Here is a 15,385-nt window from a genome sequence, read left to right as displayed (position 1 = left end):
TCGTTGACTCGGAAGGTCCTGAGTCGGGGCGCCGTTTAGGATGTGTTTACGATAGCGACCCTGCGGTTAACCGCTGATTAAACACCAGACCCATGCGATTTTGCCGGTGCAATCGCACATCTTCCGCGGCCATGCGGCGCTCGAAGGGCTGGCACCGGCCAAAAGTTAATGGTACGTGAATGCCCGGGAGTATCGGGATGCGTCTGGGCTGGCGTCAGTGGATATCGGTTCTCGCGATGTACGTCATCGCGCTGAACACGATTCTCGTGGCCGCATTGGCTCCCGTGCCAGCTGTCGGATCGTTCGATCCCCTCTCCGCCATCTGCCACAGCATCGCGCAAACCGCCGACCAGACGGCCGCACAGGTGCAGGACGGACAGCCGGCCAAGCCGAGCAAGGCCTGCGATCACTGCAGCCTGTGCAGCGCGACGACGGCATCCTCACACGACGTCGACAGCGTGCTGGCCGGCATTCTCGCGCCCGGCCGCCTGCTGCGCGTTCTGCACCCATCCGACGCCGCGCATACGACGAGCGTCGATTCCTCCCCCAGCCTCGCCCGCGGTCCTCCGTCTCGCAACGTCTGAACGTCACGCGACGGTTTCGTCGCACGCTCGTCGTTTGTGAAAAAGGACCTGAATTATGCCCACCAGCCGCCTGCTCGGCTGCGTATCGCTATGTGCGATCGCGCTGGCTTCTCCCGCTTATGCTCAATCTACCGTTCAACTGCCTCAAGTCGTCGTCCAGGGCGACGGCAACACGTCGCTGGTGTCTCCCGGCACTGCCGGCGCGGAACGCGAACTCCGGCAAACGCCGGGCGCGGTCGAGGTCATTCCCGACACTCAATTCAAGAACGCGCCGGCACAGACCATCAAGGACGTCGTCGACTGGACGCCCGGCGTCTGGGCGCAACCGAAATGGGGCGACGATACCCGTTTGTCGATCCGCGGCTCCGGCCTGTCGCGCAACTTCCATCTGCGCAGCACGCAGCTTTATCTCGACGGCATCCCGATCAATACCTCGGACGGTTACGGCGATTTCCAGGAGATCGACCCCTCCGCCTATCGCTACACCGAGGTATTCAAGGGCTCGAACGCGCTGCGTTACGGCGCCAATTCGCTCGGCGGCGCCATCAATTTCGTGACGCCGACCGGCCGTGACGCCCCGACCTTCGAAGGCCGGCTCGACGGCGGCGGCTTCGGCTATTTCCGTCAGGCGGTCAGCTCCGGCAAGGCGTTCGGGCCGTTCGACTATTTCATCACCGGGTCGAACTTCACCAACCAGGGCTATCGCGACCATAGCGACGGCAAGGGCCAGCGTCTCAGCACCAACTTCGGCTACCGTTTCAACGAAAACATCGAGACGCGGCTGTATCTCAACTTCAATCACATCCGGCAGCGCATCCCGGGCGACCTGACCAAGAGCGTGGCCCTGACCAGTCCCAAAACGGCCTGGAGCGACAACGTCACCAACGACCAGCAGCGCAATATCGATACCGGACGTATCGCCAGCAAGACGACCTTCCGTATCGGCAACGCGACCGTCGATGTCGGCCTGTTCGGCGTCGACCGCCATCTGATGCATCCGATCTACCAGTGGCTCGACTACCGCTACAAGGACTACGGCGCCTTCGGACGCATCGTCAATGACGGCGAAATCGGCGGGTACCGCAATCGACTCGTCGCCGGCGTCAACATGCTCAACGGCAAGATCGACGCCCTGCAGTACGTCAATTCCGGCGGCAACAAGGGCGCGCTGACCCGCTCGGTGGTGCAGAAGCCGGAGAACTACTCGGCTTACCTTGAGAACTCGTTCTACGTCCTGCCGACGGTCGCGCTGGTCGGCGGCCTGCAATATCTCTATGCGGTCCGCGAGCAGGAAGTGATCTACACGACGTCGGGCGACGTCAACGGCCGTGCCACCTATTCGATCCTGAGCCCGAAGGCCGGTGTGCTGTGGGACGTCGATCCGACCTGGCAGGTCTACGGCAACGTCTCGCGCAGCGGCGAAGCGCCGAGTTTCGGTGAAGGCACCGGATCGACCGTGCCGTTCTACAGCATCAGTGCTCAGACGGCGACGACCTATGAGATCGGCACCCGCGGCCGGCGGCCCGACTACACCTGGGATCTCACCGCCTATCGCTCCGCGATCAAGAACGAGTTGCTCTGCTATTCGAACTCGTTCGGCACCTGCAACATCACCAATGCCGATCGCACCGTTCACCAGGGTCTGGAAATCGGCTTCGGCGTGAGCCTGCTGAAGTCATTGTGGTCGCCCGGGCCCGATCCCGACCGCATCTGGCTGAATGTCGCCTATACGCTCAACGATTTCCGTTACGATGGCGACGCGACGTTCGGCAACAACAAGCTGCCGGGGGCGCCGCCGCAATATGTCCGCGCCGAAGTGCTCTACAAGCATCCGTCGGGCTTCTCCTTCGGGCCCAACATCGAATGGGCGCCGAACGAGTACTATGTCGACAGCGCCAATACGACGACGACGGCCTCCTACCTCTTGTGGGGTCTGCGGGCCGCCTATGACACCAAGACCTACAGCGCCTATGTCGAAGGCCGCAATCTGACCGACGAGAACTACATCTCGGCGGTCAGCATCATTGATCGAGCGACCGCGGCGTCGCGCCTCTACAGCCCCGGCAATGGCCGTGCTGTCTATGCTGGCCTGCGGCTGAAACTGTAGGAGGCGCCATGAACCTCCTGCGCACGACGATGATCGTCGCCGCTGTCGTCCCGACAGCGGCGACGGCATGGGCGGAATGGTATGAGCCACCTCAGGCGGGTGCCATCCGTCACGCATTAGTGGCGGCATTCGACAAGCCCGAGCAGCGCCTTGTCGTCGATCCGGTCGCCGTCGTCGGCGACCATGCGGTCGCCGGCTGGACGCAAGGCGACATGGGCGGACGCGCGCTGCTGCGGCTCAAGAATGGCGCCTGGGCGATCGTTCTCTGTGCCGGCGATCAACTGCTCGACCCGAACGCCCTGCGCCACGCCGGCCTCACCGAGACCTCCGCCAAACAACTCGCCGCCGCGACCCGAGACGCGGAACGTCAGACGCCGCCTGCGCGCGTCGCGATGTTCTCGCGCTTCGAAGGGCTCGTCTCCATGGAAGATCATTCCCACCCTCAACCGCACCCGAAACACTGAAAAGGACAACGACCATGAACAGGACCGCATCGATCATGCTCGCCTCCGCGCTGCTCGCGGCCATCGGCGCCAGCCAAGCGCTCGCTCACATCACGCTGGAACGGAAAGAAGTACCGGTCGGCTCATTCTACAAGGCGGTACTCGGCGTGCCGCATGGCTGCGACGGTTCGGCGACCGTGAAGGTCTCCGTGCAGATTCCCGAGGGCATCATCGCGGTGAAACCGATGATGAAGCCGGGCTGGACGCTCGAGGTGAGGCGCGGCGACTACGCGAAGCCCTACAGCTACCTGCACGGCGCCAAGCTGACCCAGGGGCCCAAAGAGGTGACCTGGTCAGGCGGCAATATTCCCGATGCCTATTACGACGAGTTTGCGATGCAGGCCTTCGTCGCCGGCGAACTGGCGCCGAACACGACTCTCTACTTCCCGGTCGTGCAGACCTGCGAGAAGGGCGAGCATCGCTGGATCGAGACGCCCTCGACGCCCAAGACGGGCAGCGGACATGGCGAGCCGGCGCCGGCCCTGAAGTTGTTGCCGGCGGCAACGAAGGCGCATTGAACATGAAACGGTTCTTCATAACAGGGCTTCTGATGGCCCTCGCGCTGGCGCCGATGGCGGCGCTGGCGCATGGCCATCTCGATCACGCACAGCCGGCGGTTGGTTCGACTGTCGCAGCGCCGAAGGAAGTGTCGCTGTGGTTCACTGAAGCGATCGAGGCGAAGTTCTCTTCGATCGTTGTGCAAGACGCCAAAGGCACGGCTATGCAGATCGGCAAGGCCGAGGTCGCGGCGGACAACAAGGCCAACCTCAAGATCAAGGTGAAGCCGCTGCTGCCCGGCGTCTACAAAGTGACGTGGAAGATCCTGTCGGTCGATACGCATCGAACGCAGGGCAGCTTCAGCTTCACCGTCGCGCCGTAACGAGGCGCCGCGCGTGCTGCTCGACCCGCTGGTCATCGTTCGCGCCGTGCACTTTGCCGCCTGCACGGTGGCCATGGGCACGCTCGTCGTCGCGCTGCTGGTGCGCGCGGCCGGGCGCGGCGGGCCGACCGGCGGCGCGGGTTTCAATGGCCACTGCCGCGGGCTCGCCCTGGCCTCGCTCGCAGTGGCCGTCGTGTCCGGCGCGGCCTGGCTGGCCCTCGTCGCGAGCAACATCCTCGACGTCCCCACCGCCGAGGTGTTCGACGATGGCGGCCTCGCCACGGTCGCGCTGGACACGCGCTTCGGCCGCATCGCCTGCTTGCGGCTGGCCCTCTTTCTGGCGGCAGGCGCCCTACTGCTGTGGCGGGGGCCTGGCTGGCCCGCCTTGGGCGCGACCGCAGCGCTTGTGGCGTCCATCGCGCTGACCGGCCATGCCGGGGCCGGGACCGGGGCAACCGGCCTTTTTCACTTAGCTTCCGATGTAGTTCATCTCGTCGCCGCCGGAGTCTGGCTCGGCGCCCTTCCCGCGCTGGCGCGGCTGCTATGGCGGAGCCGGACGGAACCCGCACAGGCCGACCTCGCGGCGGCGGTTACGCGGCGCTTCGGAACATTTGCCCTGATCGCCGTGGCGGCCCTGCTCGCCAGCGGCATCGTCAATACGGCGATCCTGGTCGGATGGCCCGCCGAGGCTCTCACCACGACCTATGGCCGGGCGCTAGCCGTGAAAATCGGGCTGTTCGCCGCCATGCTGGGGCTGGCGGCGGTCAACCGGTTCCGGCTGACGCCGGCCTTGCCCAGGCCCGGCGCCCTCGCCGCGCTGGCCGGAACGACGCTGGCGGAGGCAGCCCTCGGCCTCGGCATCCTCCTGCTCGTCGGGCTGCTCGGTACCCAGCCGCCCGCCGCGCACGTGCACACATCTTCGGCGGCGATCAATCGCGAGGCAGCCTATGTCCATATCCACACATCCCAAGCCATGGCGGACCTCATCATCGATCCTGGCCGTGCCGGCACCACGAGGGCGACGATCCAGCTATGGCACGAAGATTACAGGCTGTTTGCGGCAGATCGCGTCGTTCTCACCCTCGAACCGGCAGCGAAAGGCGTTGCTGCCTTAACTCTCGATGCCGTATCCACGGCCGAGGGAACCTGGGTTATCGACACCTTGCGTATACAATCCGGCGGCGCGTGGACCGCACGTATAGCAATCGAACAATCCGGTAAGGCATTCACCCTCGAGGGTTCGGTCGTATTGGCGCAGTGCAGCAACGATTGCTGGTGACACACCTGATTCCTTCGACTAGCATTCAAACACCGCGAAGAGGATAACCGGCGCAAAGATCGGCGTTCCGACAAGCGGTGCAAGTCAGACGGTCCAAGTCTTGGGAGGAAAGTCTCCGGCGCGGAAATCGCAGCCGTCCCGATCAAAAAGCCGCAAAAGGCTCGGGGCTGAGAGACAGATACAACGACGAGCAGGGCAAAGCGCCCTGCTCTTTTTTTTGCCCGGCGCCGGAGCGAAACGCCGTGCGTCAGGACACCGGCGGCTGCGAAATGCGCTTGAGGAATTCGAGCGGCAGCAGGTCGTAGATATACGCAAAATACATCGCCGCGAAGATCGCCGCCGAGATGATGGTCGTATAGAACGCCTTGATCCAGACGCGATGGATCGCCGGCGCACCGGGATCGGTGCCGGGGGCGAAATCGCCGCTCTCATGTTGGCTGCGCACGCCGAACGGCAGCACGGCGAAGAACGTCACCCACCAGACGAGGACGTAGATCGCGATGATGGTGGTGACGGTCATGACCGGTCCTTGAACTGATGACGGTTCTCAAGCCTGCTCGAGTTCGACCAGGGTGCCGCAGAAATCCTTCGGATGCAGGAACAGCACCGGCTTGCCATGAGCACCAATCTTCGGCTCGCCGTCGCCGAGTACGCGCGCGCCCTGGCTCTTGAGCTTGTCGCGCGCGGCGATGATGTCGTCGACCTCGTAGCAAACATGATGGATGCCGCCGTCCGGATTCTTGTCGAGGAACTTGGCGATCGGCGACGTCTCGCTCATCGGCTCGAGCAGTTCGATCTTGGTGTTCGGCAGACTGATGAACACGGTGAAGACGCCATGGTCCGGCTGCGCCACCTTGTCGGTGACATCGGCGCCGAGCGTGTCGCGATAGACCGCTGAAGCCTTGGCGATATCGCGCACGGCGATGGCGACGTGATTGAGACGACCGATCATTGAACTCCCCTACCTTTCATTTCCGTTCTCATCATACGACGAGCACATGCACGTGGCACATGGGCTTCTTGCCCCAGCGCTGCGACACCGCCGCGCGCACGGCGCGGCGCACGGCCTCCGCCAGGGCATCCGGGTCACCGCGGCGCTTGCGCGGCAAGGTCTCGCAGGTCGACTCGATCGCCTCCAGCACGGCGTCCTGGATCAGTTCGCCACCGGCGTCGCGTTCCGGAATGCCGATCATGTCGAATTCCGGATCAGCGGCGAGTTCGCCGCGCTCGGTGACCGCCAGCGCCACCGAAACGGCGCCGCCGAAAGCGAGCCGCTTGCGGTCGGCGACCGTGCGCGCATCGGCCTGGACCAATAAATAGCCATCCTTGTAGGTGCGGCCGGCCGGCACTTCGTCGATGATGGCGGCCTTGCCCTCGACCAGCCGGACCAGATCGCCGTTACGGCATTGGACCACTTCGGGAATCCCCATGGCGCGGCCGAGCTTGGCGTGCTCGGACAGATGCAACGCCTCGCCATGCACCGGGATCAGGATCTTCGGCTTGACCCAGGACAGGAGCTGCTCGACCTCGCCGCGGCGCGGATGGCCCGACACGTGGACCATGTGGGTGCGGTCGGTGATGACTTCTATGCCCTGGTCGATCAGGCCGTTGACGATGCGGCCAACTTCCTTCTCGTTGCCTGGAATGGTGCGCGCCGAGAAGATCACAGTGTCGCCGCGCGACAAGGTCACGTCGGGATGCTGGTCTTCGGCGATACGCGCCAACGCCGCGCGCGACTCGCCCTGGCTGCCGGTGCACAGCGCCACCACCTTGTCCGGCGGCAGGTAGCCATAGGCATCCACCGAGCGGAACGGCTTGACGCCATCGAGTAGGCCGAGCTCGCGCGATATGGCGACGACACGGTCCATGGCGCGGCCGACCACCACGACGTCGCGGCCGCATTCCTGCGCCGCCAGCGCCACGCTACGCAGCCGCTCGACGTTCGAGGCAAAAGTGGTCACGGCGACGCGGCCCTTGGCATTCCGGATCAGGCCCGCAATGGTCTTCTCGACGTCGGCCTCCGACGGCGAAATGCCGTCGCGCACCGCATTGGTGGAATCGCCGACCACGGCGAGGCATCCCTCCTCGCCAAGGGCGCGCAGTTTGGCCTCGTCGGTGCCGGACCCCAGCATCGGCGTCTTGTCGATCTTCCAATCGCCGGTGTGCAGCACGGTGCCGGCCGGCGTGCGAATGATGAGCGCGGTCGCCTCTGGAATGGAGTGCGCCATCGCCACCATCTCGACGTCGAAGGCGCCGACATTGAAGCGGCTGCCGGGACGGACGATGGTTACCGGAATCTCGGGCACACCCGCCTCGCCGGCGCGTTTGCTCTCCAGCAGCGCCGCGGTGAACGGCGTGGCGTAGACCGGCACCTTCAGCTTCGGCCACAGATCGAGCAGCGCGCCGAAGTGATCCTCATGCGCATGCGTGATGACAATGCCGGCGAGATTTTTTCGCTCGGACACCAGGTACCCGATATCCGGCAGGATCAGGTCGACGCCGGGCAGGTGTTCTTCCTGCGCAAAGGACACGCCGAGATCGACCGCCAGCCACGACCGTTTGTGATCGTTGCCGAGGCCGTAGACCGACAGGTTCATGCCGATTTCGCCGACGCCGCCGAGCGGCGCGTAGACCAAATCGGTTTTTGAATTGTCTTGTCGTTGAGTATTCATGCTGCTCCAAATCCAAATACTTCGCCGGCGGTGACGGCGGTGACGCCATCCTCGCCGCGCACCAGAAGGCGGCCTGTCTCATCGAGGCCGTCGAAAATTCCCGAGAACTCGCGTTCCGGCAGGCGCACGCGGATATCCTGCCCGAGCCCGGCGGCGCGCCTGAGCCAGGCTGAGCGGATGGCGGCAAAGCCCTGCCCGCGATCCCATTGCGCAAGGCGCGTCTGTATCGCACGCGCCAGCCCGCGCAGCAGCGCTTCCGACGTCACATTGGCTCCGGCGGTCGCCAGATCGGTCGCCGGATAGGCCGTGTCCGCCGGATGGCTGGCGCAATTGACGCCCATGCCGATGACGGTCGCGAAAGGCGGCCCGCTCTCGGCCTCGATCAGGATGCCAGCGATCTTGGCGCCGCCGAGCAACAGGTCGTTCGGCCATTTGACCTTGAGCAGCGGCCCGAGCTGCGACGCACCTTCGGCCACCGCGTCATGCAGCGCCAGCGCCGCGACGAAGGAAAGCTGGGAAGCGACCGCCTGCGGCGCAGGATCGGTCAGAAGCAGCGAGGCATAGAGATTGCCGGCGGGCGAAGCCCATTCCCGGCCGCGGCGGCCGCGGCCAGTCTCCTGCACCGCCGCGGTGATCCATAACGGGCCGCGTTCGCCGGCACGCGCACGCGCCAGCGCTTCGGCATTGGTGGAGCCGAGACTGTCAAAAGCTATGTGCCGGACCCCCGCCAGGTCCGTGGCTTCGCGGTTCATTTCGAAAGGACACGCCGGCGCGCGATCGCGCGCGCCTCAGACGTCTCCTAAAAGAGCGACTTCGCCGCCGCCGTGGCCGCGCCGACCAGCGGGCCCGGATACAGGAAGAAGACGATGTTGAGCGTGCCGAACACGGCGAGCACCAGGCCGAGCAGAGCCGGCATGCGCTGAAACGCCGGCGCGGGCTGGTCGAAATACATCACCTTGACGATGGCGAGATAGTAAAACGCGCCCACGACGCTCGACAGCACGCCGAGCACGGCGAGCGTGAACAGCCCGGCATTCACGGCGGCTAGGAAAACGTAGAATTTGCCGAAGAAGCCGGCGAGCGGCGGCACGCCGGCCAGCGAGAACAGCAGCATCGCGAACATGAAGGCCATGGTCGGCTTGGTGCGCGACAGGCCGGCGAGATCGCTGATGTTCTCGACCGCGACGCCGTCGCGGCGCATCGCCAGGATGCAGGCGAAGGTGCCGAGCGTCATACCAACATAGATCGCCATGTAGATGAGCACACCTTGCACGCCTTCGGCGGTGCCGGCGGCGAGACCGACCAGCGCGAACCCCATATGGCCGATCGATGAATAGGCCATCAGGCGCTTGATGTTCTTCTGGCCGATGGCGGCAAAAGCGCCGAGTGCCATCGAGGCGATGGCGACGAAGACCACGATCTGCTGCCAGGAATGCGTGACGCCCGGAAACGCGACGATGGTGGCACGCACGAAGATGGCGATGCCGGCCACCTTCGGCGCGGCAGCGAAAAACGCCGTGACCGGGGTCGGCGCGCCTTCATAGACGTCCGGCGTCCACATGTGGAACGGCACGGCAGAAATCTTGAAGCAGAAGCCGGCGAACAGAAACACGATGCCGAAGATCAGCCCCGTGCCCGCTCCGCCCTGCGCGGCTTTGGCAATGCCGGCGAAGTTCACGGTGCCGGTGAAGCCGTAGATCAGCGAGGCGCCATAGAGCAACATGCCGGACGACAACGCGCCGAGCACGAAATACTTCAGGCCAGCCTCGGTCGACTTGGCGCTGTCGCGGTTCGATGAGGCGATGACGTAGAGCGGCAGGCTCATCAGCTCGAGGCCGAGATAGAGCGCGATCAGGTCGTTGGCCGAGATCAGCACCATCATGCCGAGCGTGGCCAGCAGCACCAGCACGCCGTATTCGGCCTTCTGCAGGTTCTCTTTGGTCAGATAATCCAGCGACAGGATCAGCGTGCCGGCGGAACCGGCAAGTGTGAGCAGCTTTAGGAAGCGCGCGAAGTCGTCGATGACGAAGCTGCCGCCGAACATCGTCACACGGCCGGCCGGCAGCCAGACGATCAAAGCGCCGATGCCGATCAGCAGCAGGATGCACAAGGTGTTGACGAAGCGCGCCGAACGCTCGCCGGCAAACACCGCGAGCATCAGCAGCGCCATGGCGCCGATCGCGAGCACGATCTCCGGGAAAATCGGCTGCAGCGCGTTTATCGAGGTCAAGGTATTCATCGCGTGGCGCTCACCGGGGTAACGCTGGCCTCAAGACGCGGATCGGACGTGGCCGCCGCCTTGGTGTTCTTGGTGCCCTCTTCTTTGGCCGTCTTCACCGCCTTGCCATAGCCGTCGAGCAGATGCGCAATCGAAGCCGACGACATGTCGATCACGGGCTTTGGCGCGACGCCGAACAGGATGGTCAGAATGACCAGCGGCGCGAAGATAAAGGCTTCGCGGAGCCCCATATCCTTGATGCCTTCGACCGCCGGCTTGAGCGTGCCGAAAGTCACCTTGCGATACAGCCACAGCGCATAGGCCGCCGACAAGATGACGCCGATGGTGGCGAAGGTCGCGACCGGGATGTTGGCCTTGAAGGTGCCGATCAGGGTCAGGAATTCGCCGATGAAGCCCGACGTGCCCGGCAGACCGACATTGGCCATGGTGAAGACCATGAAGACGAAGGCAAACACCGGCATACGATGCGCCAAGCCGCCGTAGAAGGCGATCTCGCGGGTGTGCATGCGGTCGTAGATGACGCCGACGCAGAGGAACAGCGCGCCGGAGACGATGCCGTGCGAGATCATCTGGAACACCGCGCCGGCGACGCCCTGCTGGTTGGCGGCGAAGATGCCCATGGTGACGTAGCCCATGTGCGCGACGGAGGAGTAAGCGATCAGCTTCTTGATATCCTCCTGCATCAGCGCCACCAGCGAGGTGTAGACGATGGCGATCACCGACATGGTCCAGACCAGCGGTGCGAAGTACTCGGACGCGATCGGAAACATCGGCAGCGAGAAGCGCAGGAAGCCGTAGCCGCCCATCTTCAGCATGATCGCGGCCAGGACGACCGAGCCCGCGGTCGGCGCCTCGACGTGCGCATCCGGCAACCACGTATGGACCGGCCACATCGGCATCTTCACCGCGAAAGAGGCAAAGAAGGCCAGCCAGGCCCAGTATTGCAGCCCCGCCGGGAAGCCGTGGCGCAACAACGCCGGGATATCGGTCGTGCCCGCCTGCCAGTACATCGCCATGATGGCGAGCAGCATCAGCACCGAGCCGGCGAAGGTGTAGAGGAAGAACTTGAAGCTCGCATAAACGCGGCGCGGACCGCCCCAGATGCCGATGATCAGGAACATCGGGATCAGGCCGCCTTCGAAGAACAGATAGAACAGCACCAGATCGAGCGCGGCGAAGGTGCCGATCATCAGCGCTTCCAGCACCAGGAAGGCGATCATGTATTCCTTCACGCGGCGCTGCACCGAGGTCCAGCTCGCCAGAATGCAGATCGGCATCAGCGCCGTGGTGAGGATCACGAAGGGCAGCGAAATGCCGTCGACGCCCATGTGATAGGACGCAACACCGAGCCAGTCGTGCTTCTCGGTGAACTGGAATTCCGACGAGGACGGATCGAAGCCGCGCACCAGCACCAGTGACACGGCAAAAGTGATCGACGTGGTCCACAGCGCGATCCAGCGCGCGGTACCTTTGGCGATCGGGCCGTTGCCGCGCGCCATGATCAGCACGAGCAGCGCGCCGAGGATCGGCAGGAAGGTGACGACGGAGAGGACGGGCCACGACATCTCAGTGAACCCCCGCCGAGAACATGAACCAGGTGATGAACAAAGCCGCGCCGATCAGCATGGCGAAGGCATAGTGGTAGAGATAACCGCTCTGCAGCCGCACCACATTGCGGGTGACGTCGAGGACGCGGGCCGAGACCCCATCCGGGCCGAAGCCGTCGATGAGCCAGCCGTCGCCCTTCTTCCACAGCGAATAGCCAATCCACTTCGCCGGGCGCACGAAAATGAAGTCGTACAGCTCGTCGAAGTACCATTTATTGAGCAGGAACTTGTATAGCGCCTCGTGCTGCCTCGCGAGTTCGACCGGAATATCCGGACGGCGGATATAGAACTGCCAGGCAATCGCGAAGCCGACGACCATCATCACGGTCGGCAAGAGCGCGATGTGCGTCGGAACGTGATGAATGGCATCGAGGATGTGGTTGTTCGGCCCGAACTTGAGCGACTCGCGGAAGAAATGCTCGACGCCGTGGCCGGCGAAGATTTCCTTGAACGGCAGGCCGGCGAGGATCGAGCCAGCCGCGAGAACGGCAAGCGGGATCAGCATCACCATCGGGCTCTCGTGCGCTTCCTTCCAGTGCTTCACATCATGCGGCTTGCCGTGGAAGGTCTTGAACACCAGGCGCCAGGAATAGAACGAGGTCAGCAGCGCGGCGGCGACGGTACAGACGAAGGCGTAGAGCGCCATCGGATTCTTGGCGACGAAGGCGGCCTCGATGATGGCGTCCTTGGAGAAATAGCCGGCGGTCAGCGGGAATCCGGTCAGCGCCAAAGTACCGATCAGCATCACGATATAAGTGAACGGGATGCGGTCCTTCAGGCCGCCCATGTGGCGGATGTCCTGCTCATGGTGCATCGCGTGGATGACCGAGCCGGCGCCAAGGAACAGCAGCGCCTTGAAGAAGGCGTGCGTGAACAGGTGGAACATGCCGATCGAGTATGCGCCCGAGCCCATGGCGACGAACATGTAGCCGAGCTGCGAACAGGTCGAATAGGCAACAATGCGCTTGATGTCGTTTTGCACGAGGCCGATGGTGGCGGCGAAGATCGCCGTGGTCGCGCCGATGAAGGTGACGACGGTCTGCGCATTCGGGGCAAGTTCAAACAATGGCGACAGCCGCGCGACCATGAAGACTCCGGCCGTGACCATGGTCGCGGCGTGGATGAGCGCGGAGACCGGCGTCGGGCCTTCCATCGCGTCGGGCAGCCAGGTGTGCAGCAGGAACTGCGCCGACTTGCCCATCGCGCCCATGAACAGGAACAGGCAGATCAGCGTCAGCGCATCGGCGTGCCAGCCGAAGAAGTTGATCATCTTGCCAGTCAGCGTCGGCGCCTGGGCAAAGATGGTGTCGAAATCGACGGCGCCGGTCATGGCGAACAGCGCGAAGATGCCAAGCGCGAAACCGAAATCGCCGACGCGGTTGACGACGAAGGCCTTGATGGCGGCCGCGTTCGCCTCCGGCTTGTAGTACCAGAAGCCGATCAGCAGATAGCTGGCGAGACCGACGCCTTCCCAGCCGAAGAACATCTGCACCAGATTGTCGGCGGTCACCAGCATCAGCATGGCGAAGGTGAACAGCGACAGGTAGCCGAAGAAGCGCGGCCGGTACGGCTCCTCGTGCATGTAGCCGATCGAGTAGAGGTGCACGAGCGCCGACACGGTGTTGACGACCACCAGCATCACGGCTGTCAGCGTATCGATGCGCAGCGCCCATTCGATGCGCAGATTTCCGGACACGACCCAGTCCATGATCGGGATGCGGACGTCCGGGCCGTTGAAGCCGACCTGCACCAACGCGATCCAGGACAGGATCGCCGACACCACCAGCAAGGTCGTGGTGATCAGTTCGGCCGTGCGCGAGCCGGCCGCGGCCGGCTCGACCGGACCGTGTCCGTGGTCGTCGTGGTCGTGGGCGCCGTGCGCGTCGTCATGCGAATGATCGTGCGCGTGGGCATGATGGGCGTGCGACGCGGCGCCCTCGTCCTCGACGCCCGGCGGCGGCGCTTCGCCAGGGAAACGGGCGCGCGCGCCAAGCAGCGCGATCAGGCCGGCCAGAATGGCCCCGAGCAGCGGCAGGAATACGATAGCCTGATACATCGGGGGCTTAACCCTTCATCATATTGATGTCCTCAACCGCGATGGTGCCGCGGTTGCGGAAGAAGACGACGAGAATGGCAAGGCCGATGGCGGCTTCGGCGGCGGCGACGGTGAGCACCAGCAGCGCGAAGACCTGCCCGGTGATGTCGCCGAGATGGGTCGAGAAGGCCACCAGGTTGATGTTGACCGACAACAGGATCAGTTCGATCGACATCAGGATGATGATGACGTTCTTGCGGTTCAGGAAAATGCCGAAAATGCCGAGGGTGAACAGGATCGCGGCAACCGACAGATAGTGACCGAGCCCGATGGTCATGCCGCGCTCCCCGCGTCCTTGCTGGAGATTTCGTTGGAGCCGAGCCCCTGCCCGGTCTTCACCTTGACGACCTTCATCGCCATGGCGGGCGTGCGCGCCACCTGGTCGGCGATCGACTGGCGCTTGACCCGCTCTTTATGACGGAGGGTCAGGACAATGGCGCCGATCATCGCAACCAGCAGGATCAACCCTGAAATCTGGAAGAAGTAGACATATTTCGTATAGAGCACGAGGCCGATGGCCTCGGTGTTGGTGACATTGGCAGGGATTGGCGCGGTGATTGCGCCCTTGGTCGCCGGCGCAATCGCCCAGGTACCCACGACCAGCAGGATCTCGGCGAGGAAGATGCCGCCGATCACCATGCCGACCGGCAGATATTGCAGCACGCCCTGCTTGAGCTCGGCGAAATCGACGTCAAGCATCATGACGACGAACAGGAACAGCACGGCGACCGCGCCGACATAGACGACGACCAGGATCATCGCCAGAAATTCGGCGCCCATCATCACGAAAAGGCCGGCGGCGTTGACGAAGGCGAGGATCAGATAGAGCACGGAATGGACAGGGTTCTTCGACGCGATCACCATGAAGGCGCTCGCGACCAGAACGCAGGCAAAGAGATAGAAGAATACGGCGGCGGCGGTCATCGGCGTTACCTATACGGCGCGTCGAGCGCGATGTTCTTGGCGATCTCGCGCTCCCAGCGGTCGCCATTCGCGAGCAGGCGCGCCTTGTCGTAATAGAGTTCTTCGCGGGTCTCGGTGGCGAATTCGAAGTTCGGCCCCTCGACGATAGCATCCACCGGGCAGGCTTCCTGGCACAGGCCGCAATAGATGCACTTCACCATATCGATGTCATAGCGCGTGGTGCGACGGGTGCCGTCGTTGCGGCGCGGACCGGCCTCGATGGTGATGGCCTGCGCCGGGCAGATCGCCTCGCACAGCTTACAGGCAATGCAGCGCTCCTCGCCGTTCGGATAGCGGCGCAGCGCATGCTCTCCGCGGAAGCGCGGCGAGATCGGGCCCTTTTCGAAGGGGTAGTTCAGCGTTGCCTTGGGAGCAAAGAAATAGCGCATCGCCAGCGCGGTGCCGACGACAAACTCCCAGAGAAACAGTGCTTTGGCTGCGCCGACTAACCTCATC

At 64.0% G+C, this 15,385-nt stretch carries 16 protein-coding genes; 6 read left to right on the top strand and 10 right to left on the bottom strand.

Annotation, left to right across the window (positions count from 1 at the left end; all coding sequences use genetic code 11):
* Window positions 1-197: 197 nt before the first annotated feature.
* Genes E8Q40_RS11430 through copD form a run of 6 tightly spaced genes read left to right on the top strand, consistent with a single transcriptional unit; the run spans window position 198 to window position 5,353 of the window.
* Window positions 198-584 carry a DUF2946 family protein gene (locus E8Q40_RS11430; RefSeq protein ID WP_168197808.1) on the top strand — a complete coding sequence of 129 codons (387 nt, stop codon included), beginning with the start codon at window positions 198-200 and terminating at the stop codon, window positions 582-584.
* Between the two features lie 55 nt (window positions 585-639).
* On the top strand, window positions 640-2,691 hold the full coding sequence (locus E8Q40_RS11425; RefSeq protein ID WP_137044676.1) for a TonB-dependent receptor domain-containing protein: 2,052 nt from the start codon (window positions 640-642) through the stop codon (window positions 2,689-2,691).
* An 8-nt stretch (window positions 2,692-2,699) separates the two neighbouring features.
* Complete coding sequence (locus tag E8Q40_RS11420; RefSeq protein ID WP_137044675.1) at window positions 2,700-3,155, top strand: copper uptake system-associated protein; 456 nt, start codon at window positions 2,700-2,702, stop codon at window positions 3,153-3,155.
* 14 nt (window positions 3,156-3,169) lie between these two features.
* Window positions 3,170-3,712, top strand: coding sequence for a YcnI family protein (locus tag E8Q40_RS11415; protein WP_137044674.1), 543 nt, complete (start codon window positions 3,170-3,172; stop codon window positions 3,710-3,712).
* Window positions 3,713-3,714: 2 nt separating this feature from the next.
* Entirely contained in the window at window positions 3,715-4,074 is a 360-nt protein-coding gene (gene copC / locus E8Q40_RS11410) for a copper homeostasis periplasmic binding protein CopC (RefSeq protein WP_137044673.1), read from the top strand.
* 13 nt (window positions 4,075-4,087) lie between these two features.
* On the top strand, window positions 4,088-5,353 hold the full coding sequence (gene copD, locus E8Q40_RS11405) for a copper homeostasis membrane protein CopD (RefSeq protein WP_137044672.1): 1,266 nt from the start codon (window positions 4,088-4,090) through the stop codon (window positions 5,351-5,353).
* Window positions 5,354-5,600: 247 nt separating this feature from the next.
* On the opposite strand, the gene E8Q40_RS11400 is transcribed toward copD, so the two are convergent.
* From E8Q40_RS11400 to nuoI, 10 genes are read right to left on the bottom strand one after another with little or no spacing between them, the layout of a single operon-like run.
* Entirely contained in the window at window positions 5,601-5,873 is a 273-nt protein-coding gene (locus E8Q40_RS11400; protein ID WP_137044671.1) for a DUF1467 family protein, read from the bottom strand.
* A 27-nt stretch (window positions 5,874-5,900) separates the two neighbouring features.
* Window positions 5,901-6,305 carry a methylmalonyl-CoA epimerase gene (mce, locus tag E8Q40_RS11395; protein ID WP_137044670.1) on the bottom strand — a complete coding sequence of 135 codons (405 nt, stop codon included), beginning with the start codon at window positions 6,303-6,305 and terminating at the stop codon, window positions 5,901-5,903.
* 31 nt (window positions 6,306-6,336) lie between these two features.
* Window positions 6,337-8,025: a ribonuclease J gene (locus tag E8Q40_RS11390; RefSeq protein WP_137044669.1), complete on the bottom strand. Its 1,689-nt coding sequence runs from the start codon at window positions 8,023-8,025 to the stop codon at window positions 6,337-6,339.
* Window positions 8,022-8,777 carry a biotin--[acetyl-CoA-carboxylase] ligase gene (locus tag E8Q40_RS11385; RefSeq protein WP_137044668.1) on the bottom strand — a complete coding sequence of 252 codons (756 nt, stop codon included), beginning with the start codon at window positions 8,775-8,777 and terminating at the stop codon, window positions 8,022-8,024. Before E8Q40_RS11385 ends, E8Q40_RS11390 begins: the two co-directional genes overlap by 4 nt.
* 47 nt (window positions 8,778-8,824) lie before the next feature.
* Window positions 8,825-10,264, bottom strand: coding sequence for an NADH-quinone oxidoreductase subunit NuoN (nuoN, locus tag E8Q40_RS11380; RefSeq protein WP_137044667.1), 1,440 nt, complete (start codon window positions 10,262-10,264; stop codon window positions 8,825-8,827).
* Window positions 10,261-11,829 carry an NADH-quinone oxidoreductase subunit M gene (locus E8Q40_RS11375; RefSeq protein WP_137044666.1) on the bottom strand — a complete coding sequence of 523 codons (1,569 nt, stop codon included), beginning with the start codon at window positions 11,827-11,829 and terminating at the stop codon, window positions 10,261-10,263. Before E8Q40_RS11375 ends, nuoN begins: the two co-directional genes overlap by 4 nt.
* Window position 11,830: 1 nt before the next feature.
* Window positions 11,831-13,927 carry an NADH-quinone oxidoreductase subunit L gene (gene nuoL, locus E8Q40_RS11370; RefSeq protein ID WP_137044665.1) on the bottom strand — a complete coding sequence of 699 codons (2,097 nt, stop codon included), beginning with the start codon at window positions 13,925-13,927 and terminating at the stop codon, window positions 11,831-11,833.
* Window positions 13,928-13,934: 7 nt separating this feature from the next.
* Window positions 13,935-14,243, bottom strand: a complete 309-nt coding sequence (gene nuoK / locus E8Q40_RS11365) for an NADH-quinone oxidoreductase subunit NuoK (RefSeq protein WP_137044664.1) — start codon at window positions 14,241-14,243, stop codon at window positions 13,935-13,937.
* Window positions 14,240-14,890, bottom strand: coding sequence for an NADH-quinone oxidoreductase subunit J (locus E8Q40_RS11360; RefSeq protein ID WP_137044663.1), 651 nt, complete (start codon window positions 14,888-14,890; stop codon window positions 14,240-14,242). The genes nuoK and E8Q40_RS11360 overlap by 4 nt, the downstream gene beginning before the upstream one ends.
* A 5-nt stretch (window positions 14,891-14,895) precedes the next feature.
* Window positions 14,896-15,384, bottom strand: a complete 489-nt coding sequence (gene nuoI, locus E8Q40_RS11355; protein ID WP_056911164.1) for an NADH-quinone oxidoreductase subunit NuoI — start codon at window positions 15,382-15,384, stop codon at window positions 14,896-14,898.
* Window position 15,385 lies beyond the last annotated feature (1 nt).

Source organism: Pseudolabrys sp. FHR47 (assembly GCF_005153485.1).
Classification (GTDB): Bacteria; Pseudomonadota; Alphaproteobacteria; order Rhizobiales; family Xanthobacteraceae; genus Pseudolabrys.
Note: the sequence above shows the minus strand (reverse complement) of the source record. Positions and strands in the feature narration are given on the sequence as shown.